This window comes from Marinoscillum sp. (assembly GCF_040222955.1).
Classification (GTDB): Bacteria; Bacteroidota; Bacteroidia; order Cytophagales; family Cyclobacteriaceae; genus Marinoscillum.
The window spans coordinates 81,306-108,300 of the sequence record NZ_JAVKCA010000010.1 but is presented as its reverse complement, the minus strand read 5'-3'; the positions used below and the strand labels follow the sequence as shown (position 1 = coordinate 108,300).

General features: G+C 46.9%; 15 protein-coding genes. 9 read left to right on the top strand and 6 right to left on the bottom strand.

The features are described from left to right. Positions 1-5: 5 nt before the first annotated feature. The 7 genes from RIH33_RS09595 (at position 6) to RIH33_RS09565 (ending at position 13,257) form a co-directional block, all read left to right on the top strand. The gene (locus RIH33_RS09595; RefSeq protein WP_406650090.1) at positions 6-2,690 is read left to right on the top strand and encodes an amylo-alpha-1,6-glucosidase; all 2,685 of its coding nucleotides are present in this window, start codon (positions 6-8) and stop codon (positions 2,688-2,690) included. A gap of 40 nt (positions 2,691-2,730) precedes the next feature. Further along, entirely contained in the window at positions 2,731-5,115 is a 2,385-nt protein-coding gene (locus RIH33_RS09590; RefSeq protein WP_406650089.1) for an RICIN domain-containing protein, read from the top strand. A gap of 70 nt (positions 5,116-5,185) precedes the next feature. Beyond that, a complete protein-coding gene (locus RIH33_RS09585) occupies positions 5,186-7,675 on the top strand; it encodes a glycoside hydrolase family 31 protein (RefSeq protein ID WP_406650087.1) in 2,490 nt (829 codons plus the stop codon). Positions 7,676-8,085: 410 nt separating this feature from the next. Further along, positions 8,086-10,734, top strand: coding sequence for a TonB-dependent receptor (locus RIH33_RS09580; protein WP_406650086.1), 2,649 nt, complete (start codon positions 8,086-8,088; stop codon positions 10,732-10,734). A gap of 147 nt (positions 10,735-10,881) precedes the next feature. Continuing rightward, the gene (locus tag RIH33_RS09575) at positions 10,882-11,421 is read left to right on the top strand and encodes a Crp/Fnr family transcriptional regulator (RefSeq protein ID WP_406650084.1); all 540 of its coding nucleotides are present in this window, start codon (positions 10,882-10,884) and stop codon (positions 11,419-11,421) included. 88 nt (positions 11,422-11,509) lie between these two features. Then, positions 11,510-12,079, top strand: a complete 570-nt coding sequence (locus RIH33_RS09570) for a hypothetical protein (RefSeq protein WP_406650083.1) — start codon at positions 11,510-11,512, stop codon at positions 12,077-12,079. Then, positions 12,076-13,257 carry a serine hydrolase domain-containing protein gene (locus RIH33_RS09565; protein ID WP_406650081.1) on the top strand — a complete coding sequence of 394 codons (1,182 nt, stop codon included), beginning with the start codon at positions 12,076-12,078 and terminating at the stop codon, positions 13,255-13,257. The genes RIH33_RS09570 and RIH33_RS09565 overlap by 4 nt, the downstream gene beginning before the upstream one ends. 79 nt (positions 13,258-13,336) lie before the next feature. Here RIH33_RS09565 and RIH33_RS09560 read toward each other — a convergent pair whose 3' ends face one another. Both RIH33_RS09560 and RIH33_RS09555 read right to left on the bottom strand, forming a co-directional pair. Further along, the gene (locus RIH33_RS09560; protein ID WP_406650080.1) at positions 13,337-14,788 is read right to left on the bottom strand and encodes a flotillin family protein; all 1,452 of its coding nucleotides are present in this window, start codon (positions 14,786-14,788) and stop codon (positions 13,337-13,339) included. Between the two features lie 3 nt (positions 14,789-14,791). Continuing rightward, positions 14,792-15,376, bottom strand: a complete 585-nt coding sequence (locus RIH33_RS09555) for an NfeD family protein (protein ID WP_406650079.1) — start codon at positions 15,374-15,376, stop codon at positions 14,792-14,794. Positions 15,377-15,598: 222 nt separating this feature from the next. Here RIH33_RS09555 and RIH33_RS09550 point away from each other — a divergent pair, with 222 nt between their 5' ends. Both RIH33_RS09550 and RIH33_RS09545 read left to right on the top strand, forming a co-directional pair. Next, positions 15,599-16,141 carry a hypothetical protein gene (locus RIH33_RS09550; protein WP_406650077.1) on the top strand — a complete coding sequence of 181 codons (543 nt, stop codon included), beginning with the start codon at positions 15,599-15,601 and terminating at the stop codon, positions 16,139-16,141. Positions 16,142-16,234: 93 nt separating this feature from the next. Beyond that, on the top strand, positions 16,235-17,542 hold the full coding sequence (locus tag RIH33_RS09545) for a pyridoxal phosphate-dependent aminotransferase (protein ID WP_406650076.1): 1,308 nt from the start codon (positions 16,235-16,237) through the stop codon (positions 17,540-17,542). A gap of 7 nt (positions 17,543-17,549) precedes the next feature. On the opposite strand, the gene purU is transcribed toward RIH33_RS09545, so the two are convergent. The 4 genes from purU to RIH33_RS09525 form a co-directional block, all read right to left on the bottom strand. Next, positions 17,550-18,413 (bottom strand): formyltetrahydrofolate deformylase, encoded by an 864-nt coding sequence (purU, locus tag RIH33_RS09540; protein ID WP_406650074.1) that lies wholly within the window; start codon positions 18,411-18,413, stop codon positions 17,550-17,552. 64 nt (positions 18,414-18,477) lie between these two features. Continuing rightward, complete coding sequence (locus tag RIH33_RS09535; RefSeq protein WP_406650073.1) at positions 18,478-19,080, bottom strand: trimeric intracellular cation channel family protein; 603 nt, start codon at positions 19,078-19,080, stop codon at positions 18,478-18,480. A gap of 26 nt (positions 19,081-19,106) precedes the next feature. Further along, positions 19,107-21,425 (bottom strand): penicillin-binding protein 1C, encoded by a 2,319-nt coding sequence (gene pbpC, locus RIH33_RS09530; RefSeq protein ID WP_406650071.1) that lies wholly within the window; start codon positions 21,423-21,425, stop codon positions 19,107-19,109. Positions 21,426-21,438: 13 nt separating this feature from the next. Next, positions 21,439-26,937 carry an alpha-2-macroglobulin family protein gene (locus RIH33_RS09525; RefSeq protein ID WP_406650070.1) on the bottom strand — a complete coding sequence of 1,833 codons (5,499 nt, stop codon included), beginning with the start codon at positions 26,935-26,937 and terminating at the stop codon, positions 21,439-21,441. Positions 26,938-26,995 lie beyond the last annotated feature (58 nt).

Sequence of the window (26,995 nt, the reverse complement as noted above, 5' to 3'; positions counted from 1 at the left end):
AACAGATGAAGTTTAGATATTTTCTTTATACACTAGTCGCTGTTATGGGACCTATGGGATGTAGTGAGTCGGAAGTACTTTATGAGTCAGAGAACTATACAGTTTTTTCTGACAAAGTGGTGCAAGGACCCTATCTGGCAAAGGCTCTTGATAGGACCCACATTGTTTCTGATTATAAAAGTCCTGCAAGAACACATTACGCTTCTTCCTTGTCATTCAAGTTTGCTATTAATGGGAAAGACAATGAGGCTCCCTCCGGTCAGGATCATGTATTGACGGTAGTGCCTGAGAATGGAGCGTTCATTTCGCCGGTCATTAGCTTCGGAACCAAAGACCCTGTGTCCTATATAAAACCTGATGCGCCAAAAACGCTACCGGCTAATACAAGGTTTACAATTCGTGTAGATATGAGTAATGTCCTGAAGCAATTTCAGGAAAAAGGATATTATACCACTTTTAGTGGCGATCGGATTCGTCAGGAGGATTTTAAAGGAGTGTACATTGCAGGAGGTTCCGCACCATTGAGCTGGGATTTTGATAACCTGCACAATAATCCTTCATATCTGCTGGAAGACCCGGATGCTGATGGTATATATGAAAGCACGTTTATCCTGAACCCTCATGACCCTGAAGCTCCGACAGAACAGCAGTGGATGCTTCAAAATGACATCTCTAACTATCCGTCCTATACCTCCGATCAACTGCTTGTGGATGCGCTTCACAATATGGCTCTGGATGAAATGATCCATAATATAGAAAAAGACAGCACCTTCAGAACCGGGAAAGAATGGTCAGGGGTATGGACCCGAGATATCAGCTATAGCATTCTATTGGCTTTTGCCTACATCGAACCTGCCGTTGCCAGGATAAGCCTGATGAAGAAAGTAAATGAACGTGATCGCATCATACAAGATACTGGTTCGGGAGGTGCCTGGCCTGTATCTTCAGATCGTGTGGTTTGGTCACTTGCTGCCTGGGAGGTATATGTGGCAACAGGCGATATGGAGTGGCTTAAGCAAACCTACCATATTATTGGTAATACTTTGAATGATGACCTTCAGACTGTCTATGACCAAAATACTGGCCTCTTCAAAGGAGAGTCTTCCTTTTTGGATTGGAGGGAGCAAACTTATCCTAACTGGATGGATAATGTGGATATTTCCCAGTCGCTGAACCTCGGCACCAACGTGGTGTATGCCAGGGTGTTGGAGATACTTTCCTTTATGGCTGCAGAGCTGGGTGAAGGTGTCGCCAGTGAACAGTATTCAGAAATGGCTGAGTCTGTGCGAAGCGCTATAAATGAAAATTTATGGAACAGTGAAAAGAGCTACTACAATCAATACCTCTATGGTCGTCATTACATGAATGCATCTCCACGCTCCGAAGCACTGGGTGAAGCTTTGAGCATTCTCTATGGTGTGGCCTCGCCGGAGCGTATCCAAAAGGTGGTGGCGAATACTCCGGTTATGCCTTTTGGTATTCCATGTATCTATCCACAGATTCCTAATGTACCTCCCTACCATAACAACGGAATTTGGCCATTTGTGCAGGGATATTGGAACCTGGCGGTAAAAAAAGCTGGAAACGAACAGGCACTGCTACATGGTTTGGCTTCAATATATCGCCCTGCTGCACTTTTTACTACCAACAAGGAAAATTTCGTGGCGGAGAGTGGAGATTATGCCAACACACAAATCAACTCCGATAGAATGCTCTGGAGTATGGCAGGAAACCTCGCTATGGTTTACAGGGTCTTTTTGGGAATGTCTTTTCAGCCGGATAAGCTCTTATTCCAGCCATTTATACCGCAGGCTTACCAAGGGATCAAACAAGTTAAAGGGTTTCGGTATAGAGATGCCACTCTGGACATTGAGGTGAGAGGATACGGAGATGAGGTCACACGATTTTTAGTTGATGGAGTAGAAAAGGAAAATATAGAAATACCTGCCCAATATAAGGGACATCATCAGGTTGTGATCGAAATGAACAACCAAGCAGCAGAACATCGTGGTTATAACATGGTACAAAACAAAGTATCTCTACCAGAACCCATAGTGCGTTTGGAAAACCGTCTGATTCGATGGGAAAAGATTAATGGAGCCGCCAGGTATCTGGTTTTCCTGAACGGCAAAGAGGTGCATCAAACAAATGACACCACTTACTTGATACCGGAAGATGCCAATGGACAGTACAAAGTGATGGGTATAGACCAGCAGGGAGTTTCATCATTCACAAGCATGCCTGTTGCTCATTATAATGATCAGGTAGTTAAAATTGAAGTGGAAAATTTCGCTTCGAGAGACAGTGCAAGTCTGGTCAGCTATAGTGGTAGTGGGTTTGTGAGGATCTCAAAAGAGGATAACACAGAGTTAAAAATCCCGATAAGTGTAAAGAGCGAAGGAAAATATCTTATCTGCTTCCGCTATGCCAATGGAAGTGGCCCCTGGAATACAGATAATAAATGTGCAATACGTACCCTTTTCGTTGACGGCCAAAGGTATGGTTCTATAATAATGCCTCAGCGAGGCAAAGGAGAGTGGTCGAGCTGGGGAATGACCAATGAAGTGGAGACGTACCTGCCTGCTGGTACGCACGAATTATTCCTGGCCTTTCAGCCATCTGATGAAAATATGAATTTAAAAATCAATGAAGCTATACTGGACTATGTACAATTAACCAAGGTCAATTAACTCAAACTAGAGCTCTTTATTTAACTAAACCCTAAACAAAATGAGACACATGAAGTTCGTGGTATTGATAATGCCGTTTTTAGCTATGTATTTTAATATACAAGCGCAGAGTAATCCCTTCAAGGCGCCCTTGTACTGGAATCCCTATGAATATAACTTTACTACTGATGGTCCCATACCTGAAAGTGAATGGTCCGCCAATATCGATTGGATGGATCAAAACTTAAAACAGCATGGTTATCATATGATTTGCATTGATGGCTGGGGTGAAAATGTTCCTCATGATCAGTATGGATACAGAACATCTCACGACGGTAGTTGGACCCATGATTATGCCTGGTGGTCCAATAACTTGCAAAGCAGAGGCATGGAACTTGGTATATATCAAAACCCTCTATGGATAGACCGGTATTCTGCAGATAATGGCGCATTGATTAAAGGAACTACTATTCCTTTATCCAGTCTTATCGATGATACTGAGAATGCGCTTTGGTTCACATGGGTACAGGTAGACCGTCCTGGAGCCGAGGAATATGTAAAGGGCTACATCCAGCATTTCGCCGATATGGGTGTCACATACCTTAGAGTAGACTTCCTGTCCTGGTTCGAAGATGGTTACGATAAAAACCTGGGAACCGTAGGGGTCAACCGTCCGCATTCAGAATACGAAACAGCGCTTAGATGGATGAAAGAAGCTTGTGATGCAAATGGAATGTTTCTTAGTCTGGTGATGCCTCACTTGAAGAACGAAGCGGCTACAGAAATTGAGTATGGTCATATGGTTCGGATCAATGAAGATGTAGGCCATGGTGGCTGGCAGAGGTTTAATGATTTCGAACGCGGAATTCGTCATTCCTGGTGGTCACAATGGTATAATACTTTCGATGGGTATACTTACTGGTCACACATCTCTGGTAGAAACAAAATGATTCTGGATGGCGACTTTATCCGATTAAATACCATGGCCAATGACGATGAGAAGAAGACAGTTATCTCCCTAAATCTGATGGCCGGAGGCCCACTGTCAGTTGCAGATCAATATAATACTATAGGCAATGACCTATGGCTCTATCAGAATACGGAAATGCTGGCTTTAAATCAGGATGGCTTTGTAGGAAAACCATTATTTACAAATGATCCTACTGATGAATCCAGCCAGGTATGGGCAGGTCAAATGTCCAATGGCGACTGGATAGTCGGCTTGTTCAATCGTGAGGAGAATACCCGTAACAGGAGCTTAGACTTTAGCTGGCTTGGGTTTAGCGGAAATGCATCGGTGCGCGACCTTTGGGCCCACCAGGATCTTGGTGAAATGTCTTCCTATGCTGTGGATGTTCCGCCGCACGGATGTGTCATTTTAAAAGTAGTACCTACGGGCAGTGGACATCAGAGTCAAATGAACGTTGCGGGCACTTTTACAGGATGGTCTCTTAACATATCAATGTCATTGGTAAATGGTACATGGGAAGCCCGAAATGTCAATGTTAATGCCGGTGATCATCAACTTAAATTTGCTAATACCAGTGATTGGTCTGGAGATGATTGGGGAGATGCCAATGGGTTGTCTGGCACGGCTTCTTTGACCACAGGAGGGGGATCAAATATTACATTTAATATTGGTCAGAATGGTGATTATGACATTTTCTTCGATGATCAATCGCTGGCTTACTCTATCGTGGATAGTGGCTGCAATTCTGGAGGCTGCATTACCTCAGGGGCTACTTACACCATCCAATCACTCCATAGTGGGAAAAGACTGGATCTGGAAGGAGGCTCTTTAGTCGATGGGGGGAATATTCACCAATGGGACCCTCACGGTGGAGAAAGTCAAAAATGGATAGTTACCGACGTTGGTAATGATCAATATAGTATCATTTCAGTATTGAGTGGGAAGAGCTTGGATATAGTTTCCAACGCTACATCCGATGGTGCAAACATTCACCAATGGGAGTATTTTGGGAATAATAACCAGAAGTGGGAAATTGTAGATGCGGGGAATGATCATTTCAAAATTAGATCGGTTCATAGTGGGAAGGTGTTAGACATTGAATCAGGCTCTACCAACAACGGAGGGAATATTCATCAATGGACAGATTATGGACTCGATAGTCAAATTTGGGAGTTTACAGAAACTTCCTCGGGTTCAAGAACCACTAATGGTATTAATGATTTCTCTGATGATAAAGTGTTTGCTGTTTATCCAAACCCAGTGGAAATTGGTGATAAAATAACCATCAATATGCCTGACTTTGCTGATGGAAACGTTGAAATAAGCGTAATAAATCTGACTGGAAAAGAACTCTTCCATCAAAAAGTTATTGGTTCGAAATTCATCATTGATACGAACCAGCTGGAATCAGGCCTTTTACATATAGAATTCCAAATGCAGGGAATGAAGATAACCAAGAAATTATTTATCAAATAAATTTATACTTGACCAGCAATAATGAGCAGAAGGGACAGGTTTCCTTCTGTTCTTTTAGTGCTTTAAACTAATGCAGATGAATGCCGTGAAATATTTTCTAATACTTCTTATGTATGTTGGGATACATCTCAGCATGTTTGGTCAAGCTCAAACGCTCGGAGAATGCCTCTCCTACTCAGTGAAAGGCTCTGAAATAACATTTAATTGCGAAGACAGTGCGAAGGTCAGACTTAAATTGGTGAATAGTTCAATAGTGAAAGTCTGGTACGCTCCTGAGGGTAAATTCCAACGCGATAATGAATCCTTTGCGGTAGTCAATGAAAACCTGGAACAGGTCAATGGTATTCAGGTAAATGAGTCAGCTTCTGCATATGAAATTTTTACCGGGCCTTTGCGCATTCGTGTTAATCGCAAACCCTTCCAGCTACAGATATTTGACAAGTGGCAGAAACTATTATTTGAAGGTTATCAGGCTCAGGGCTTTCAATACTCCGGCTCGGAAGTGAAAGCTGTTAGTTTACTCAGGGACGATGAGCATTTTTTTGGACTGGGAGAAAAGACTGGCTCGCTGGATAGAAGAGGTCAAACCTATGAGATGTGGAATAGTGATAAGCCGTGCTATGGAGTGAATGAAGACCCTCTCTACAAGAGCATTCCTTTCTTCATGAGCAGCTATAACTATGGGATCTTTTTTGATAATACTTACCTGACGCAGTTTGATTTTGGGGCCTCGTCCGATGATTATTATTCATTTTCAGCTCCAGACGGTGAAATGATATTTTACTTCATCTTTGGCAAAGACTATAAGGAAATCATCAATGGGTATACCCAGCTTACGGGTAACCCAATTATGCCACCAGAGTGGGCCCTGGGATTCTCTCAAAGCAGAGGAATGCTTACCAATGAAGCTTTAACCCGGGAAATTGCTGCTGGATATCGAGAGAGACAAATTCCATGTGACATCATTTATCAAGATATTGGATGGGTGGAAGGGCTCCAAAATTTTGAATGGAGGAAAGATAGATATCAAAACCCTAAGCAAATGCTAACTGATCTTGCCAGCGATGGATTTAAAGTAATCGTGTCTCAGGATCCTGTGATTTCCCAAAGTACCGTTGAACAGTGGAAGGAAGCTGATTCACTGGGATACTTTACCATCGATGTTCGCTCTGGCAAAACGTATGACATGCCCTGGCCATGGGGAGGCAACTGTGGTGTAGTGGACTTTACCCATCCTGAAGTGGCTGATTGGTGGGGGCAGTATCAGCAAAAGCCTTTGGATGTAGGGGTCAAGGGCTTCTGGACTGATATGGGTGAGCCGGCCTGGAGCAATCAGGAAACCACAGACCGTCTCTATATGAAGCACCATCTTGGCATGCATGCAGAAATACATAATGTATATGGACTAACATGGGATAAGGTGGTTACAGAGCAATTCGAAAAGCACAACCCGAACCAGAGACCCTTTCAAATGACGCGTGCTGCTTACGCTGGTCTGCAGCGTTACGCTTTTGGATGGTCCGGTGACGCTGGTAATGGTGGCAATGTTCATGAAGGCTGGCAGCAGTTTGAAAACCAAATTCCAGTCGCATTGTCCGCAGGAATGGGACTTATTCCATTCTGGGCAACTGATATTTCTGGGTATTGTGGTGACATAGAAGATTATGATGCTATGGCAGAGCTATATGTGAGATGGCTTCAGTTTGGAGTTTTTAACCCGATTAGTCGAGCCCATCATGAAGGAAACAATGCTGTCGAGCCATGGCTGTTTGGGGATCAAGCTGAATCTGCATCTAAAAAGGCGATAGAGCTTAAATATCAACTTTTCCCCTATCTGTATACTTATGCCCGGGAAGCTTATGATACCGGAATACCAATTATGAGAGCCATGGTTTTAGAGTACCCGAACGACCCAGAAACTCTAAAAGCGGAACATCAATTTATGTTTGGAGAAGAGCTGTTGGTAGCCCCGGTTACTAAGCCCGGAGCTAAGGTCAAACAGGTGTATTTGCCAACAGGAGAATGGATTGACTTTTTTAGCGATCAACCTTATGTCGGAGGTCGATGGATTGACTACCCTGTGACTTTGGATGACATCCCTGTTTTTGTGAAATCAGGTTCAACTATTCCCATGATGCCGGTAATGCAGTACATACATCAAGTTCAGGATTACCCGATTACTTTTCGAATTTACGGTTCTGACGTTCCTTCTTCTTTCAAACTTTATGAAGATGATGGAGTGACTAATGATTACAAGAAGAATATTTTCACGAGCACACTTGTGGCAAACACGTTGGGTAAAGAGGGGCAAAAGGTCATCACTATTGAAAGGGTACATGATGCTTATAAGGTTTCATCAGGAAGCATCAACATTGAACTTGCAATCAGTAGTAAGCCCAAAATGGTACATCAAAATGGGCGCAAGTTAAAATCGGCAAAGCTTAAAAAGTTATTGACATCTGAAGTTGATCAGGGAATGTGGTCATATGACAACAATGCCGGAAAATTATACATCAAGATTTATAATTATGATGGCAAAAGCCAGATCACAATACAATAGTACTTCTTCATACAGGTTCTCCACGCTTTACGTGGGGAGCCTTCTTTCAAATTCAAAAGCACCACCAGCATCAAAAAAGCAAGTAGTAGATATAACCTCCAGGCTTTTACTTGACTAAGGTTATTTTATACCTTGATAGTTAAAACTGACTTTTTGGGTAAAATCTCAAATTGTCTGATGACGAAAAATGCAGCTCAGATTTCCATCAACAGTTTGAAGGCCAGGTACTACTCTCCCGATCCAGGCGCGAAACGATCTATTAAAAAAACTGCTGCAAACACTTGCGGAGTGTATCGAAGAAACATTTACCTTTTTGGCAATGATCCCTTCAAATGGTTGAGAGATGAAAAAGAAAAGTCTCTGATATTTGTTATTTTACTCATAACCTAAACAACGTAAGTATGAAGATTATGAGAAAAATTCTACTATTGACCCTTGCAGTAATATCCTATACCTCATGGGCTCAGGTGAGTATATCGGGCAAAGTGACCGATGACGCTGGGCAGGAGGTGGTCGGAGCGACAGTCCTGGAGAAGGGCACCTCCAATGGTGTCATTACCGACTATGAAGGCAAATTCTCCCTTCAGGTGAGCAGCCCGAATGCCGTGCTTACTTTTTCTTTTGTGGGCTTTAAGTCTCAGGAAGTGGCGGTAGCCGGGCAAACCAACCTCTCCGTAACCCTGCGAGAGGGGCTGGAACTCGGCGCAGTGACCGTGGTGGGCTCCAGAAATGAAAACCGGACAGAGCTGAGTACGCCTGTACCCGTGGACGTGATTGATCTGGCTGAGATCCCTTCGCGAAACGGGCAGATCGAAATCAATCAGATTCTGCAGTATGCGGCGCCTTCGTTTAATTCCTCCAAGCAGTCGGGGTCTGACGGTGCTGACCACATCGATCCGGCCACACTCAGAGGCCTGGGCCCTGACCAGACACTGGTACTCATCAATGGAAAAAGAAGGCACCAGTCTTCCCTGATTAACGTTTTTGGAACAAGAGGCCGGGGTAACACGGGTACTGACCTGAATGCCATCCCTGTAGCATCTATCAAAAGGATAGAAATACTGAGAGATGGAGCCTCTGCCCAGTATGGGTCGGATGCCATTGCAGGAGTGATCAACATCGTGCTGAAGGATAACACAGGTGACATCTCCGGTAACGTGACTTATGGAGCATATAGCACGGCTGCTGATGGCTCATTTGATCCGGGTACGGCCAATGTGGATGGTAAAAACAGGCTATATGATGACGATAGAAGCTTCGATGGCAATACCGTACGCGCCTCTCTTAATTACGGACTTGACATTGGCGATGATGGTGGTTTTGTCAACTTCACCACAGAATTTGTCAACAAGGAGAAAGTACTCCGACCTGGAGCTTCTTTTCGTCAGGGCTATGGCGAGGCAGGGATTCAGGGATTTAATTTTATGGTGAACGCCTCTGTGCCGGTAGGTGATAAGACAGAGTTTTATGCCTTTGGTGGTCGAAATTTTAGAAACACAGATGCTTACGCCTTTTCACGAGATGCTGAATCTGGTCGTAATGTGCTTTCTATCTATCCCAATGGGTTCACCCCCAGGATCACTTCCATCATTTCAGATGCGTCGGTGTCCACAGGCTTCAAGCAGATTTTGCCGAATGGCTGGAAAATGGATGTGAACAACAGTTTCGGTAAAAACGATTTCCATTACTACATCAAAAACACCGTGAACGCCTCACTGGAGGAGGCTTCTCCCACTGACTTTGATGCCGGTGGACATAGCCTGGCCATGAATGTGACCTCAGCTACCCTGACCAAATACTACGATGGGTTCCTGGCGGGTACCAACCTTGCTTTTGGGATGGAATACCGAACAGAGACCTTTGGTATTTTCAGTGGCGAAGAAGGGTCTTATGCGACCTACGATACTTTGGGACTGGCCATTACCAGACCCGATCAGCAGGCCCCGGAATATGATGGCGAGCCTCGCCCGGGAGGATCACAGGGTTTCCCAGGATACAGTCCTGCCAACGAAGTGCTGAGAAGCCGATCAAACCTGGCCCTGTATGTGGACACCGAAGTTAACTTAACCGAACAGTTTTTGATAGGAGCGGCGCTTCGCTACGAGAACTACTCTGATTTTGGCGAGACCTTTAACTACAAACTGGCTTCCAGATTTGAATTGACAGACAATCTGGCCTTGAGAGGTTCGGTTTCATCGGGTTTCAGGGCACCATCTTTGGCTCAGATTTACTACAACCTTCGGTTTACCAACTTCATTGGTGGTGAAGCCCTGGAGGTGCTACTGGCACCTAATAACAGTCCTGTGACCCGTGGGTTTGGTATAGAGCAGCTCAAGCAGGAAACAGCCAACAATGCCAGCCTTGGGGTGACACTCGAAGCAGGCAATTTCACAGCTACGGTGGATGGATATTACATCACCGTTCAGGACAGGATTGTACTGACCGATTACTTTGATGCCTCTTCGTTGAACATCAATGTGGTAGATGCCCAGTTTTTTGCCAATGGCCTGGATACCAAAACCACCGGTCTGGATATGGTGCTGAACTACCGGGCGCAGTTGGGCGCTAACCGACTCAGTGTAGCGCTCACAGGAAACATCAATGATATCTCCATTGAAAAAATCAATAACGGCAACCTGGATGCCGATGTGTTTTTTGGGCCGCGGGAGCAGTACTTTTTGAAAGCTTCCGCTCCTCCATCTAAATTCGGACTGAACATCGGCTACTTCACCGACAGATTTGATGTGTCGCTGGCTTTCACGCGTTTCAGTGAAATCACGGTACTGGACTGGCAGATTTATGAGGATGATGCCGACTATGGTGGGTATCAAAATAAGCTCAATGCCTCCAAAGATGTATACGAAGCGGGAGTGGTTACTGACCTGAGTATTAGTTTTCAGGTGACAGATGGCATGACCTTCTCTTTAGGTGGAAACAACATTTTCAATGTATATCCATCACAGCAGGATGACTGGACAGATTCGGGTGGATATTGGGATTCTGTGCAGATGGGTGTGGGCGGTGCCTACTTCTTCGGTCGCATAGGGTTTAATTTCTAATTAATCGGTCCTAGTTTTCAAAAAAACCTCTCCGTCCGTAATACAGGATTGGAGAGGTTTTTTATTTTAAAATGGGCTATTGGGGCAGAAAATGGATTTCGGACTAATGGTTTCTATGTGTACTATGGTTAGTTAGCCAGAAGTAAAATGATTGCCAGATTGGATGTATTACAGTTATTATTAAAAAGAGGACATTCAAAGCTCGTCCGGAAAAATGAACACCTACTCCGTTCAGATGAGGTTTGTAAGCGGATATATTTTATCAAATCAGGTGTGGTGCGTCACTATGTTCTGGATCACAAATCAACTGAAAAGACCATAAGACTTTCCCAGGAAAATGATTTCTTCTACAGCTCTATCGTCAGTCATTTCACCGGCGACCCTTCGTACATCAGCTGTCAGGCACTCACCGATACTACGCTCCTGTACTGGGAGAAATGCGAGCTAGATACGCTCATGGAGCAGCATCCGGAAGTAGCAGCATTCAGGAATCAACAGCTCATCAGTTTTATCATCGAAAAACATGAGAAGGAGCTGTCGCTGATTGTTAACGATTCTGCCTCACGTCTGGAAGCGTTCAATAGAGAACGTATTTCCTTATTCAATCGAGTGCCGCATAGAATTTTGGCCTCCTATCTCAACATTTCTCCAGAGACACTTTCGCGACTGAGGTCAGTCATTTCTTGACATAGGTCAATAAAAGGTAAGGTTTCGTCTTGTTTTTCGATTTATCCCCAACTCTCCCGTATAGGAAGCAATAACCTTCTTTTAAAATATGCGACTTCTATTAACCTTCATTTTTGCGACACTCGTTTTATTGAGTTCGGCACAACAAAAAGGCGATTTATCAATCGCTCTGATGAGTGAGAGCATTGCTTTCCCGTTGACAAGGCTGGCTCCAATCCACCCTGGAGCTGAGGTGGGCTATACGCTCTATGTCTGGGATCAACGAACCCCTCGTGTGCTCAATGTCTACATGGGTGGCTACCACCACGAAAGGGTAGAAAATGGTATTTTTCTGAGGGTGGAGCAGAGTCACCAATTTGGATTGACCGATTGGCTTGCTACCAACCTTGCCTATGGACTGGGCTATATGCACACCTTTTATCCTGGAGAATTGTATGAAGTCAATCCAAGAACAGGTGAATTTGAAAAGATCAATCAACTGGGAAGGGCACATGCACTTGCCACAGTGGGTATTGGCTTCACCTGGGTAAACGACAGCCCCGTTCTTCCCTTTGTGAGGCAGGACCTGGCGTTGGAGACCCCTTTTGCCAATGGGATTCCGGTTATTATACATTCTTTCTTAAAAGTTGGTGTCAACGTAAAATTGCAATCCTTATGAAGTTCAATATCCTAATGATGTCAATGGCTATAAGTCTTGCTGTTTTGCCTGCTTGCGAGCAAAATGAAATGTTCGTGGAGGACTATTATGACTGTGGTTTTACTTATGCCGATTCAAGCGCTATTCATCCAAATGCAGCAGCCTATCAGACCATATTAGATCGCAACCGCAAACTGGGAATAGTGGGGGCGACCATGATGATCAAAGATGCCCATGGCACCTGGGTAGGTGCCAGTGGGATGGCGGATATTGCCTCAGATGTTGAGGTGAATCCATGCAATACTTTTTTGATTGCCAGCATTAGCAAGGTTTTTACCGCGACCGTGGTGTTTAAGTTGGTTGATGAGGGGTTGTTATCGCTCAATGATCCGGTCAACAAATGGATTGAGCATTCTATCACAGATAGGATTGAAAACGTCAACGAAAGCACCATCGCCCATCTGCTTGCACACACCAGTGGCATTCCTGATTATTACACGCTTCAGTTTGAGCTGGATCGGATCAATCGAATAGACAATGATTGGCAACAAGAAGATGTATTAAAATATACGTACGGAAAAAAAGCGACACACGCTGTAGGTGAAACTTATTACTACTCAAACACCAATTTTTTGCTGCTGGGAATGATCATTGAGTCGGCAACAGGTAACACACTGGCCAAAGCATACGATACCCGCGTGTTTACTCCTGCCGGGCTGGCCAGTGCCTATTACGATACGGAGGTGCCGATCCCATCAGGTACAGTCAAAGGGTATGTAGACATTTATGGTAATGATCAGTATGTGGAGAGTGAGTTTCTGTATAAAGATGAGCTCAATACGGCTGATGGAGGGATTGCCATTAATGCTTATGATTTGGGATTGTTCTTTGAGCAGCTGATGAAAGGAGAATTGATCAGCGCACAATCCATGCAGGATATGACTAATTGGTTTGACTTACCGGAGGGTTGGGAAGATGAGGATTTTGGTCACTTTCAGAATGGACTTGGGCTGGAGCACAACCGAACCCCCTACGGTAACTCCGTGGGCCACACCGGTGGCATAGATGGCTTCCTTTCTATCGCGCAATATTTCCCGGAGCAAGATGCCACCTTTGTGTTGTTAGTCAATAGTGGCTCTTACGTCAACCTGCCACGTTTGAATATTTACAGAGAGAGTTTGGAGGTGATGTTTAAGTGAAATAATAGCCAAATGCAATGCAGATGAGTTCAATCAGCGGCATGGATATTGATTAAAAAAAGGGCCGAAGCCCTTTTTGTTATTGATCGTCCTTCGGAGGATCGGTGGTCTCTTTGGGTTTTTTGGGTTCGTTTTTCTTTTTCACTTCGCTGGCCAGTTTTTGGATCTCTTCGGTAGACTTCCCTTTCAGGTAATCCGGGAGCTCCATACCTGCCATACCAAACATCTCCTGGAGTGGCGGTACAGATTTATAAAGGCCTGAAATGAAGTTGGCTGTTGAGGATTTCTCATTCTCCCCATTGCCACTGTCCCAAACGGTGATCTTATCGATTTTGATGTTTTTGATCGCTTCCGTTTGCAGCCTCACAAGCTCATTGAGTTTGTCCGCAATGATCAGCAGTACCGCATCACGGGAGTTATTGCCGGCGGCACTTACGATTTGCTTAAATCCTTCTGCCTGCTTGGTCAATACTTCATAGATACCCTTGGCTTCTGCTTCTTTCATAAACAGGATGGCGTCTGCTTCCCCTCTGGCCTTTCTCCTGATCATTTCGGCCTCCGCTTCAGCAGCTATTTCCACTTTTTCTTTGTCAATCTGTGCAGGAATCACCACATCGGCAGTCTGGGTCGCTTTATCACGTCTGGCACGGGCATTTTCAGCTTCCTGCTCTGCGGCGTAGGCTTCTTCCAGGGCTTTGGCTGATTGTACTTTCTCTGCCGCGATGGCAATTTTCTGAGCTTCTGCCTCTTTTTCCCGCCTCGCAGCATCGGATTGTGCGATGGTGATCTTGGCGGTGTTTTCACCTTCTACAGCCATGGCATCAGCTGAAGCTACTTTTACCCGCTGTTCCTGATGGGCATTGGCCTCACCGATCGATCCGTCTCTTACCTTCTCAGCCACACTTTTTCGGGCATCGTTGATGGCTTTGGCCGCCGCTTCTTTACCCAAGGCTTCTATGTAGCCGGACTCGTCTTTGATGTCCGTCACATTCACGTTGATGAGCTTCAGACCTATCTTTTTGAGTTCAGCCTCCACATTGGAGGCTACGTTGGCCAGAAATTTATCCCTGTTGCTGTTGATCTCTTCAATGTCCATGGTGGCTACCACCAAACGCAGCTGACCAAAAATGATGTCTTTGGCCAGGTCATGGATACTCTGCTGCGACTGACCGAGCAGGCGTTCGGCGGCATTGTTCATGATGCCTTCTTCTGTAGAGATCCCCACGGTGAATCTGGAGGGCACATCCACCCGAATGTTTTGTCGGGAAAGGGCATTCGACAGCATCACTTCAATGGAGATAGGCGTCAGGTCCAGAAACTCATAATCCTGAATGATGGGCCAGATAAAAGCGGCGCCCCCATGGATACACTTGGCCGACCGGCCCTGGTCATCGGCACCTTTGCCGACTTTTCCATAGACCACCAGTATTCTGTCAGAAGGGCAGCGCTTGTAGCGCTGAAAGAGGCCAATGAGCAGTACAAATACGAATACGACTACTGCGGCGATGATAAATAAGAAGGTACTCGACATTGATTATTTAGATTTAGTAACGATTAATGTGTCATTGCTGGTGATGTCTGTGACAGTCACCACGGCGCCAGTTGGCAAATCCTGATTGTCATCGGTGATCGCATCCAGCTCGCGTAGAGACCCCTGAACTTTGATGCTTACCTTGCCGATGTTGCCCCGGCCGGAGTGGATGGGTAGATATACTTCACCGATCCCGCCAATGGCATTTTTGGCCGACATATTGCCAGAGTCTGTAAGCTTACTGAAATAGTAAAAAATGGCGGCCATGATCACCATCATCAGGATGCCCGCACCAATGGAGATCACCACTGAAAGGCTGGCCGAAAGCCCCGAATCCAGGCAGGCGATGCCTGTCCATGAGAAAAGTGTGAAAAAGCCCACGAAATTTTTGATGGTGAAAAACTGAAATCCTGCGCCATCATCGGTCTCTACATCAAAGTCTGCAGACCCATCTGTATCCATATCCCCACCCACAAAAGTCATGATCATCTGGAGTAGGAAGATGAGGGTGAAAGGGATGGCAAAGCCCCAATAAATTTGCTGAAGGGTGGTGAGGGTACCCCACCAATCTGAAAAGTTGAAATCCATGGGTTGGTTATTTTGACCTTAAAATATCACTTTTTTCTTTTTAATGCGTGTGCTTTACCTTTTCCCCAAGAAATTTAGCGGTTTATTTTGATGAACTGAGCCAATATTCCCCTTAAGCGATCCTTTATGTGTAAAAAAATATTGTTCACCCTTTTCCTTGTGGGATTCTTCACAGGTGTCACCTGACAAACCCATTGGCTGGGTGCCGGGCCTGCAGTACCTATGGCAGACTTTGGAGATGCAGACGTAGAGCGCCCAACCAGCGGAATGGCGGCCACAGGAATGGCCTTTGGGTATGAGTTTGTAGGCCCGTCAGACAGTTTGGGGCTGGCGATCTTTTTCAATGCCTCCTTTATTTGGAACCCTTTTGATGAATCATCCAAAACCCAAATTGAATCATCGATGAGCAGCCCACCGGATAACCTGAAGTATTCACACTACTTTGGCCTGCCCATGTCGGCGGGAGTTAATTTTTCCCCACGAAATACCTGGCAGGTGTCTGTGGGGGGAGTGATTAGCTTTTTTAAACCTACGGCGATGGTTATAGGCAGGGATGTGTACAAGATCAAAGGAACCACGGGTTTTGGGTTTACGGTAGGAGCTTCTCTACCCATCGGGTCACGCGTGGCACTGAAAGTCCGGTACTATTGGCTGACCAACCATCGGTTGAAAAATGGATATTACCGGTACTATAGTTTACCAGATGATAAGGTGCAGAACGTTAACCTGCTCACGGCCAAGTTGGCATTTCGCCTGGGTGATTAATTCCGTGTGCTCACAATTATAAACAATATTCTTTCGTCAATTTTCAAAAGACCTACACTTTCTCCTACCTTCGTAGCTTCATTTTTTTAGCGTATGCGACAGAAACTACTTAGGGAAGGGGCTAGCGAGCTTTCTTACGAGATTCGTGGGATTGTGAAGAAGGCAGAGCAGCTAGAGCAGCTTGGATATTCGATTCTGTGGGAGAACATTGGCGACCCCATTCAGAAAAACCATAAGCTACCGGCATGGATGAAGGATGTTATTGCAGGTCTCCTGTATGAGGACAATACCTACGGGTATAGTCACTCAAAGGGCGTGCTGTCTACCCGGGAGTTTCTGGCCGATTTGAATAACCAGCGCGGCGGTGCTCAGATAGCGCCTCAGGACATTACTTTTTTCAATGGACTGGGTGACGCCATTCAGAAGATTTATCAGTACCTGCTGCCTACGTCAAGGGTGATCGGGCCATCGCCTGCTTATTCCACGCACAGTTCGGCAGAGGCTGGCCACGCGAACCATCACCCGATCACCTATAAGCTGGATCCGGATAATAGCTGGTATCCGGACATGGATGACCTGTATAATAAGGTAAAGTATAACCCCAGCATCGTAGGTATCCTCATCATCAACCCGGACAATCCAACCGGCATGGTTTATCCGAAGGAAATACTGGAAAAGATGGTGGCCATTGCCAGGGAGTTTGACCTCTTCCTGATCTGTGATGAGATCTATATGAATATCGTCTACAATGGTGCCAAAACCTGCACACTTGCTGAAGTGATTGGGGATGTACCTGCCATTTCGCTGAAGGGCATTTCCAAGGAGTTTCCCTGGCCGGGGGCCAGGTGTGGATGGGCGGAATATTATAACCGTACCAGCGATACGGAGTTTACCAGGCTGTGTGAGACCATAGACAATGCCAAGATGATAGAGGTGAGCTCTACCAAGCTTCCGCAGTTGTCCATTCCCAGGATCATGAAAGACCCGCGATATCCTGAGTTTATCAGGGAAACAAGGGACAAGATTGGGAAGCGAAGTGCTTATCTGAATGAGGTATTCAGTGATGTGCCTTATGTAAAATTCAATCAGACCAACGGCGCTTTTTACAATACCATGATTTTTGAGCCGGGTGTGCTGAATGAAAAGCAGACACTCAAGATCACGGATCCACGGGTGGAAGCGCTACTGGAGTCCTGGATGAAGGCCAATCACATGACGCTGGACAAGCGATTTGTGTATTACCTGCTGGCTGCCAAAAATGTGTGCATCGTCCCGATATCCTCATTTTCATCAGACCTGCTGGGCTTCAGACTGACTTTACTGGAGGAGGACGAAAGCATCATCGAGAAAACCTTCCAGCTGATCAAAGAAGGCGTGATGGAGTACTGTCAGTCTACGTGATTAGGGACTAATCAAAAACCACTGTTCGGTTGTTGTGCACCAGTGCCTTGCGTTGCAGGTGTGTCCAGATGGCTCGTGAGAGCACTATTTTTTCCAGGTCTTTGCCTTTTCTGATCAGATCTTCTACTGAGTTTTTGTGAGAGATCTTCACCACATCCTGCTCCAATATGGGCCCGGCATCCAGGTCAGCAGTCACATAGTGACTGGTGGCGCCTATTAGTTTCACCCCCCGCTCATGCGCACGATGGTATGGTTTGGCACCGGCAAATGCAGGAAGAAAGGAGTGATGGATATTGATGATTTTATTCGGATAGGCATTGATGAAATCATCACTGAGAATCTGCATGTACCGCGCCAAAATCAAAAAGTCAATGTTGAGTTCCGCCAGCAGGGTCCGCTGGGCCTGCTCCATTTCCTGTTTGTTGTCTTTGTTGACTTCAAAGTGATAAAATGGAATGTCATAACGCTCGGCGATGGTCTGATGCACGGTATGGTTGGAAATGATGGCCGGAATCTCAATTTCCCATTCACCTGAGTAGTGCCGCGACAGGATGTCGTAGAGGCAATGCGAAGATTTGGAGACAAACACGGCCATTCTTGGCTTTTTGTCCGTGAAATGCAGTTGCCAGTCCATGTCGTACCGGCTGGCTATTTTATCCTGGAAGGCGCCATGAATGTCTTCTCTGGGGATGGTAAACCCTTCGAGTTCCCACTCAGCCCGCATGAAGAACACTCCTTCTGTTTTCTCCACATGCTCATCCAGGTCAATGATGTTGCCATTGTGTTCAAAGAGGAAGTTGGTAATGGTGCTGATCAGACCTTTGCGGTCGGTACAGTGGATCAGCAGTATGGCATGGTTCTTTAAGCCCATAGTTATTCGGTTTTTATCAAAAGTGGGGCTGACTTTTTGGGTGGGTAAAAGTAATAAGAATCAGTTATGATAAAAGGGGCAATTCCCAATGATACCTGACCGCCAGTATCCTAAAGGAGACAATGAATCCGGCAGTGATGAGAATGTTGAGTAATTGCTCCACAGCCCAAAAATCGAGGAGTATGAACACGATGCCCCCGGCGATACAAGTGAGTGCATATATTTCCTTACGGAAGATCAGTGGGATTTCATTGCAAACAATATCCCGGATCACTCCACCGAAAACCGCAGAGATCATACCCATCATGATGCCGATGATTGGAGAGACACCAAAGTCAAGGGCTTTTTGCAGACCTAAAATGGTGAACACGGCGATGCCTATGGTATCAAACAGGAAAAAGGTCTTTCTGAGCTTCTGAACGGCCTGTCTGAACAAAATGGCTATAGCAATACCAAGGAGGATCATGAATAGATAGTTGAGATTTTGCATCCATGAGACAGGGGTGCTCCCCAGGAGCACATCGCGCAGGGTGCCGCCACCCAGAGCCGTGATAAAAGCCACGGCCGAGATGCCGAAGATATCCAGCTTTTTGTCAAAGGCTGTGAGCGCTCCGCTAATGGCAAATACCATGGTGCCGAGGAGGTCTATGAAGTAGAGGATATTCAATGGTTCTTATTTTTCTGGCGAAGGTACTAAGATGAAGGGTCAGATACCACCTCAAAACTTCTGGAGGTAGCGTTTCCCTGGGCATCCAGGATGGTAATGAGGTATTGTCCCTGTGGGAGGAGAAGGGACTGCTTATGCTCACCGTGGGTACTGCCGAGGTATTGGTCGTTCAGATGCCAGAAGAGTTCTGCATTTGGATTCTGATGGGAACCTTCCAGGATCACCTCACCGGACTGGCCTTGCAATTCTTTGGGGATAAATATTTTGGCATTGGCCGAAGGGTAATTGATGGCCAGGACCTCTTCGGCACCTTGTTCACATCCCGGAAATACAGGAGGTCTTCCCGAGTAGTCGGAGTGGTTTTTTTGATAGTAATACCCCTGCTTGGGTGGGAGTACAAACACCGATTGTTGGGAAGCCTTTCGCATGTCATAGCAGGAGTGATTCACGGTATACGTCAGGCTTTCATCCATCCAGAGGTGCTGATGATAGGTACACAGGCCGGATCGCTCTGCCTCCGGGCCAAGGTCCATGTTTTCGGTATGTTTACATGCGGGCCCGGCCAGCATCCCGGAGGCTGTGCAGGTTTGGTGGGGGAATGAAAACGGCTTGAGTTTTTCGAGCCATTGGTTATCGTAGTCCCCTAGACGGATCAGCTCCGTGAGTATGGGGCCTGCGGATGAAGCGCCCGAGAGTCCGGCGCGGCCTTCGCCATCGGCATTTCCTACCCATACACCGACGAGGATATTGCCATTCAGCCCGATGGCCCAGGCATCCCGAAAGCCAAAGCTTGTCCCGGTTTTCCAGGCGATCAATTGACTGGAGCTGAAGTTTTGCCAGGAGTGATCTGCCCCAGGCCTTGTGAGTTCGGTCATCGCCCGAAAGGTGTGCCAAACGTTGATTTCGCTAAGTTCTACATCAGGGATCTTTTCAGCATCGGGAAGGAAACTGATCTGATAATTGTCTTCATTGGCCAGTTTTCGGTACAGGCTAAAATACACCTGAGCTAAATCCCAAAGTTTGACCTCTGCGCCACCCAAAATGATGGAAAGGCCATAATGGCCCGGTGGCTGACTGAGAGTGGTGATCCCGAACTTTTGGAGGTCCTGATGAAAGGCTTCGTAGGTATACTCCTGCAGGAGGTGGGTAAAGGGGATATTCAGGGACATGGACAAAGCTTCATTGGCTTTGGCCATGCCCGCATAACCCAGGTTGAAGTTTTTAGGGGTGTATCCACCAAAGAAGCTGGGCACATCGGGAAGGAGGGTTTTTGGTAGGATAATGCCTTTTTCCAGCGACCTGGCATACAGCAATGGCTTGAGTATACTGCCTGAACTCCTGGGTTTTTGGATGACATCCACCTGATACCCATCAGCTGTGGGATCGGAGGTGTTACCTACGTATGAAAGCACCTTGCCATTTTGAAGATCCACCACGATCACGGCCAGGTTGTCGATGCCATTGGATTTTAGCCACCGGTGCTTACGCTCCGCCACCTCCGTGGTTTTCTGCTGCCAAAAGGGGTGAATGGTTGTATTCAGGGTATGTCCTTCAGCATTTTCACGAATGGTTGTGAGAAGGTGAGGTGCCTGCTGTGGAATGTCAAAGGGCTTGTCAGGCAGTGGCTCCTCCAGACTCAGCACATAAGTAAGGCTGTCAATTTCAGAGCTCTGATAGAGTTTTTTCAACAGGAAATCCCGCTTGTGCCTCAGTGCTTCCATGGAGGTACCAGGATAGATCGCGCCGGGTTGATTGGGTAGTACCGCCAGCGTGGCACTTTCTGACCAGCTCAGGAGGTGAGCGGGGCGCCCATAGTATCGCCAGGAGGCAGCGTCGATTCCTACCACATTGCCACCGAAGGGAGCCAGAGAGGTGTAATGCCTTAGCAGCTCTTCTTTTGAATACCAGACTTCCATCCTGAGGGCGATACCCATTTCCAGGAGTTTCTGGAGGAGGGTGCGTTCCCTGTTTTGGAGCATTCGGGCCAGCTGCATGGTCAGCGTACTGGCACCACTGACAATGCGTTGTTGCTTGACATTTTGCCGAATGGCCCTTAATACAGAGAAAGGATTGATTCCGGGATGACTGTAGAAGTATTCGTCTTCAAAAAGCAATATGCATCGTTCCAGTTTTCCGGGCACGGAATCGCAGAGTGGAAATCGCCATTGCCCATCCGCCGCAATAGATGCACTGAGCAAGTGCCCATCTCGATCGTTGAGCACCGTAGAGGTGGGCCTGTCACCCAGACTGGGCGGAATGGCCAGGTAGATAACCAGAACAAGCAGCGGTGATAGCCCAATGGCCCACTTCAATTTTGAACGACGATCACCGCTGCCTGAAAGCATTTGAGTAGATAAATTATTTGGTTACATAAACCCACTTTCCTGCGGTTTTCGCCGAAATGGAAGCTTTGTACATTGCTTCTGCCTGTACGCCGGGCATATAATATTTACCGGGATAGGCAGCCGTCACACTCACTTTGAATACTTTCTGGCTGTTGCGATTCAGGTCAAAATACGTATAGACCCTGTCGTCACGAATATCCTGATAGTCAAATGAGCTGTATTCTGAGGTTTCCTGATCCGTCAGTCGGTCATTCTGAATTTCCCAACCAGAGGGTAGTATGTGTGCCAGGGCAATGTCTTTGACACTACCAGCGGCATATTCATTTTTCACAGTGACCAATACGTCAAAGGTCTGACCCAGTGGCAGGCTGTCAGGAGAGAGTGACCTGCCGGATTGATCCACATAGCGGACGCTCACCGCCAGGTCAGACTGAGTGACCGGTTCATCGCCAGGCTTTGGTGTGCCCGTGATGGAAAGTGTCACGAAGAAATTCGCCCCGCCTTTGTTTTCAACCTTCAGAGACTGAAGTGCTTCTGTAGGCAATTCGGATCGGTAAATGGCTTTGTCTGAAGACCATGTGGTGCTCTTGTTTCCATAAGAAATATTGGCTTTCATTCCCTTTTCTGTTTGATTGGCAGTGATGTATTTACTGATTGCCAGCAAAGAATACGCCGTGGTTTGGGTGCTCATCCAGTCCTCTCCGGAGAGCTTTTCTGAGATCTCCTGAAGGATTTTGTAAGCTTCAGCTTTGCTATCCATATACACATAGGTCTCCAGCAACAGGGCCAGATCCCGCTCAAAAGAGCCATAGCTGTAGTAATAGTAGCTATATCCATAGTCCTTCACTGATGAGCGGCCATAGTCCTTCATGAGGGCTTGCGCAGCTTCCTTTTGGCCAATGATGGCATAGGCCGCAGCGAGTTTATGTACGGACTGCACAGACTTGTCGGAAGTGTTCCTGAGCCTGTTCATGGCACCTATTTCCGGGTATCCGGCCAGTGCCAAGGTAAAAAGACGATAGGCCTGTATCAGGTCAGAGTCCCACTGGTCTACAGATTTGGTCCAGTTTCGGGCTTTATTTCTTTGATAGCTCAGTACCTTTTCGATCAGTTCATTGGGCACCAGATACCCCTGCTTCTGGGCTTCTATGAGAAAATGATAAGCATAGCTGGTACCCCAGCTGTTGGCATTGTCATACCCGGGCCAGTAGCCCAGGCCGCCTGTAGGCACCTGAAATTTAGCAAGTCGCTTGATGGCGGTTTTCACATTGTTCTCCACCTTCACCTGCTCTTCCACTGTTAATTCCGTAATGTTTTTGAGAAAAAGCTGCGGAAAGACTGAAGACACTGTCTGCTCAATGCATCCGTGAGGATATCTGATGAGGTAGCTCAGTCTGTGCTCGAGGTTGATGGGTGGAATGGAGGCGATCTCCAAAGTCACTTTATTGGTACCGTCCATACCGAACAGTTTCCCATTTGGGGTCACGGTCTGGCCTGTTTCTACAGGTAGCACCTGTACGATGGTTTGCGGAGAATTGGGTGACCTGGATTCGATGTTGATTTCGTGTTTAGCTGACTCACCACCAGAAGTAGCCGTTATGGTTACTTTACCGGCGCCCAGCTTTTCGGCTACAGCCAAATCGAAATACAGTGTCCCATTGGATTCTTTGAGTTCCATGGACTGTTTGTTGGAGCCCCTTAGGCTGAGTACCCCCGAAGCATCCACAGAAATACTGGCGTTTCGGATGTTCTCTTTGTACCTGAATACATTGACGGGTAAACTCACCTGCTCGCCTGGACCCACCACCCGTGGCAGTGTGCCCAGCACCATCAGTGGCTTGATCACGGGAGTGGTTTTTTCTGCACTTCCATAGGCTCCGTTCAAGCCGGCGACTACCATTGTCCGCACGGACCCAATGTATTGGGGCATGGTGAAGGTATGCTTTTTGGTTTGGCCCCCTTCCAGGTAGAAAGGTCCCATAAACTGAACCACCGGTTTAAACCGGTTTTCCTCTTTCTTTTTGGAGTCATCCAGACCTCCTTCACCACCACCGATAGCCAGCAGTCGCTCCAGGCGCCCACCGTAGGCGCCGATCACGTCGTTGTACAGGTCCCAGGTTTTCACCCCGATGGCTTCTTTGCTGTAAAAATGATCCCATGGAGCGGGTGTCTTGAAATTGGTAAGATCTAGCAGTCCATCGTCTACCACCGCCAGTGTATAGACCATCGATTGACCGCTTTTTTCTGAAACCGTGATTTCCACCGACTCGTTGGGAGCCAGCTCATTCGCCATCTGGATGGTGGGTTCCAATCTGGTTTCTTTGTCATAGACCTGAATAGAAGCAATCCCATAGAGTCTTATGGGCAGATCGTTGCTGGTCTGGCCGTGGGGCTGCAATAAAGTGGCATGTAGGTAGACATTGGGTGCCATATCTGGTGTCACGTCCAGCGTGAAAGTGGTCCATTCCTTTTCGGTTTTGATCCAAAAGGTTTGGAGGACAGAGCTGCCATTCTCTACACTGATGAGCGCCTGACCCTCGTAGCTTCCGCGCATGGTCACATTGACCTTTTCGCCCACTGCGTACTCGGTTTTGTCCGTGCTCACTTCCAGAGAAGTAGCACCAATGGCATTGCCACCTGATGAGCCATACCAGCTGGTGTAGAAGACCTGGCTGGAAGAATGTCCGGAAACGGGATCCTTGGCCACCACAATAAACCGCCCCCAGTTGGGGCTTTTGATGGTGAAATTGAATTTGCCTTTGCCCGCTGTGGTGTTGATTTTTTTGGTTTCTATCAACTCAGCATAGCTGGAAGAGACGTAGTTCGTGCTATAGTCATCAGCCTGATCCCACCACCAGCGCCAGTTGAGTTTGTAAATTTTAACCTCTACACCTGTACGGTCTATCAGTTGACCATTAGATCCAAGGGTGATCAGGTCCACTTGCTGAGGTTTGTCGCGCTCTATGCGGCTGCCGCGCTCAGCTGTAGAGAGGTTCAGGCCCACAAAAGAACTGTAAGGCAGGTAGGTCACAGCTTTTGAGTTGATACTGAAACCGGCTCCTGGCTCAAACACTTTGGTGTTGAAGATGGCTTTGAGCGCGCCGGGAGAGTTGGGTTTTGAGGGCAGCTGCAGGTTGATCGTGGCATCACCATTTTGGTCTACTTCGCCACTAAATATCTGCTTGGGGTCGTCGTAAAATCTCTTTCCGGCATCATCAAACTCATACTGGGCATAGCCATCAAACACAGTGTTGGTTTCCAGAAGTTTGAGCTCTGTTTCGGCTTTGAGGTTGCTTCCGGTCAGTCCGGTCAGCCATTTGACATTCAGTTTTCCTTTTAACGCACGGTCTTCATACGTGATGTTCTCTCCGCCCAGGTCCAGGTTTATTTTCAGGCGATTGGGCTTTACGGTTTCTACCTTCACAGTTTTCGAAAAGCTGTTGTTTCCCACAGAGACGGTCGTCCACCAGTTTCCGGTTACATCATCCGGACTGGTTTTCGTCTGAAAAGTATAAAGCCCTTTCACTCCCTGATTGACCACCTGTTTGTCTTTGATGTTGCCTCTGGGGTCCCGCAGCTCCATCACCACCGGGTGATTGTCGGGAATCTGCTTTTCAGGGTCTTCAAGTAAAAAACTCAGGAATATATCATCCCCCGGGCGCCATACTCCGCGTTCGCCATACACCATCCCTTTGATGTTGCCGATTACCCTGGTACCTGACACATCAAAATTGCTGAGTGAGAGCGATTCATTGTCTTCCAGTTTCAGGTAGGATTTCTGACCCTGAGCTTCAGCCACAATGAGAAAAGGCCTTCTTTCCGGTTTGACGGAGGCAAAGCCCTGTGCGTCGGTCATGATGGAGTTCATCTCCTGAAGCTGGTAGTCAAGGACCTTGATGGTGGCCTGAATGGGTTGTGCATTCGTCATGTTGGTGGCGATCACCTTCATGGTATTGTCCCCACCTATTTTGGCGATCAGCCCAATGTCTGTGGCCAGCAGGCTGGTAGATACAAAGCGATTGGAATTGTAGTAGGAAGTGTGGCATGGATTATCGCGTTCCTTCCAGGTATAACCCTCTGGGTAGCGGTAGTCCCACAGGTTACCCCATTCGTAAAAGTTGTCATCCTGATGAATGCTCCATGATTCCTTCTCCGAGGGATTGTCTTGTGACTCAAAGACCTGATCGCAGGGGTAATTGGTATATTCTGGAAGAAAGCCAATCCTTACCTGATACAGGGCACCTCTTTCTGCTTCAAATAGCGTGGATAAATCGAGGGTAAACCGGTTCCAGCTGCTGAGGTCCTCGGCCTTGGCCGAAAGGTCAACCTTCCGGCTCATGACCTTTCGGCCGACCCGGTTAATCTGATCCTCACCAGACAGATTGTTTACCTGAAAAAAGGCAGGCATATTGGCTTCAAAAATCTTCACTACTTCTACCTGTACGGCCTTGAGATTGACGGATTCAAAGGGCAGTACCAGCCCTGACGTAGATGGCAAAATAGTGCCATTTCCGACCAGTCGTAGCTGTGGTTTTTCTGGTTCGAAAGGAATGTAGCTGGTGGTGGTTTTGCCCAGTACCTGACCTTTGGAATTTTTGATGCCCTCGAAGATTTGCAGCTTTTTGCTGCCGGTCATGTTTTGAGGGACATACACTTTTACCTGATTACCGGCTATGACCATTCCGGGGTTTTGAACACCCTCCAGGCTGATGAGCCCGGCAAGACTCTGAGCAGGGTCCAGAGGGTCAGAAAAATAGATGGCTACAAAGGGGTCTCCGGAGTTGTCTACTTTGGTGGAAATCATCGAAAATACCGCCTGAGAGGGGACTTCCATTCGCAGGTCTTCGGATCGCTTCACGCCTATTGGCGCACCACTGGCATTGATTTGGATGGTTTTGGAGTCTTTGGTGCGGGTGATCCCCGTGACGGCAAATCGGTGGGAGGTTCCGCTGCGATGCTGCCAGGTGATGGGGAGACTCCCGTCCATCTGAATCATTTTTTCTACCGCCTCATTTTCGGCAAAGTCTGCTGTATTCACCGTGCCTTCAAACTGTAACTGATCAGGAGCAGCAGGATCCGGCGCGAGGATTTCACCAAGGATCACTTCAAAGTTTTGCTCGATGATGGCGATTTCAAACTTGAATTTTTCCAGCTCTTTTGGTACTTCTAAGAGTTCATTGAGCTTGAGTGTGAATACAAATTTTTGTCCCGATTTCAAAGGCTCTTCCGGGGAAATCGTGAGGGCATGTGGACCTGTTTTCACAATGGTTCCTTTGATGGAGGGTGAAATGGAAAAAAGTGTTTTCAGGTCAGGGTTATCAGGGAGCGGTACGATATCGGTGAACTGTACATTGATGTTGTCTTTATGCGAGATGGTGCCACTGGTGTAGCCACTGATGTATTCGCCAAAGCGGGAGTCATTGACAATGGTGCCGGATGACCCTGTTTGGTCGCCACCGCAGGCAAAGAGGAGGCTCAGGAGTGTGAGGAGGGAAATGTGTTTTGTTTTCATGATTGGGACTTAAAAAAATAACAGTGCCATATTACGCAACCCAACGCAGAAAAGCAGG

Coding starts and splice junctions, on each gene's coding strand:
- RIH33_RS09595 (WP_406650090.1), top strand. CDS start 6: ATGAAGTTTAGATATTTTCTTTATACACTAGTCGCTGTTATGGGACCT.
- RIH33_RS09590 (WP_406650089.1), top strand. CDS start 2,731: ATGAGACACATGAAGTTCGTGGTATTGATAATGCCGTTTTTAGCTATG.
- RIH33_RS09585 (WP_406650087.1), top strand. CDS start 5,186: ATGCAGATGAATGCCGTGAAATATTTTCTAATACTTCTTATGTATGTT.
- RIH33_RS09580 (WP_406650086.1), top strand. CDS start 8,086: ATGAGAAAAATTCTACTATTGACCCTTGCAGTAATATCCTATACCTCA.
- RIH33_RS09575 (WP_406650084.1), top strand. CDS start 10,882: ATGATTGCCAGATTGGATGTATTACAGTTATTATTAAAAAGAGGACAT.
- RIH33_RS09570 (WP_406650083.1), top strand. CDS start 11,510: ATGCGACTTCTATTAACCTTCATTTTTGCGACACTCGTTTTATTGAGT.
- RIH33_RS09565 (WP_406650081.1), top strand. CDS start 12,076: ATGAAGTTCAATATCCTAATGATGTCAATGGCTATAAGTCTTGCTGTT.
- RIH33_RS09560 (WP_406650080.1), bottom strand. CDS start 14,788: ATGTCGAGTACCTTCTTATTTATCATCGCCGCAGTAGTCGTATTCGTA.
- RIH33_RS09555 (WP_406650079.1), bottom strand. CDS start 15,376: ATGGATTTCAACTTTTCAGATTGGTGGGGTACCCTCACCACCCTTCAG.
- RIH33_RS09550 (WP_406650077.1), top strand. CDS start 15,599: ATGGCAGACTTTGGAGATGCAGACGTAGAGCGCCCAACCAGCGGAATG.
- RIH33_RS09545 (WP_406650076.1), top strand. CDS start 16,235: ATGCGACAGAAACTACTTAGGGAAGGGGCTAGCGAGCTTTCTTACGAG.
- purU (WP_406650074.1), bottom strand. CDS start 18,413: ATGGGCTTAAAGAACCATGCCATACTGCTGATCCACTGTACCGACCGC.
- pbpC (WP_406650071.1), bottom strand. CDS start 21,425: ATGCTTTCAGGCAGCGGTGATCGTCGTTCAAAATTGAAGTGGGCCATT.
- RIH33_RS09525 (WP_406650070.1), bottom strand. CDS start 26,937: ATGAAAACAAAACACATTTCCCTCCTCACACTCCTGAGCCTCCTCTTT.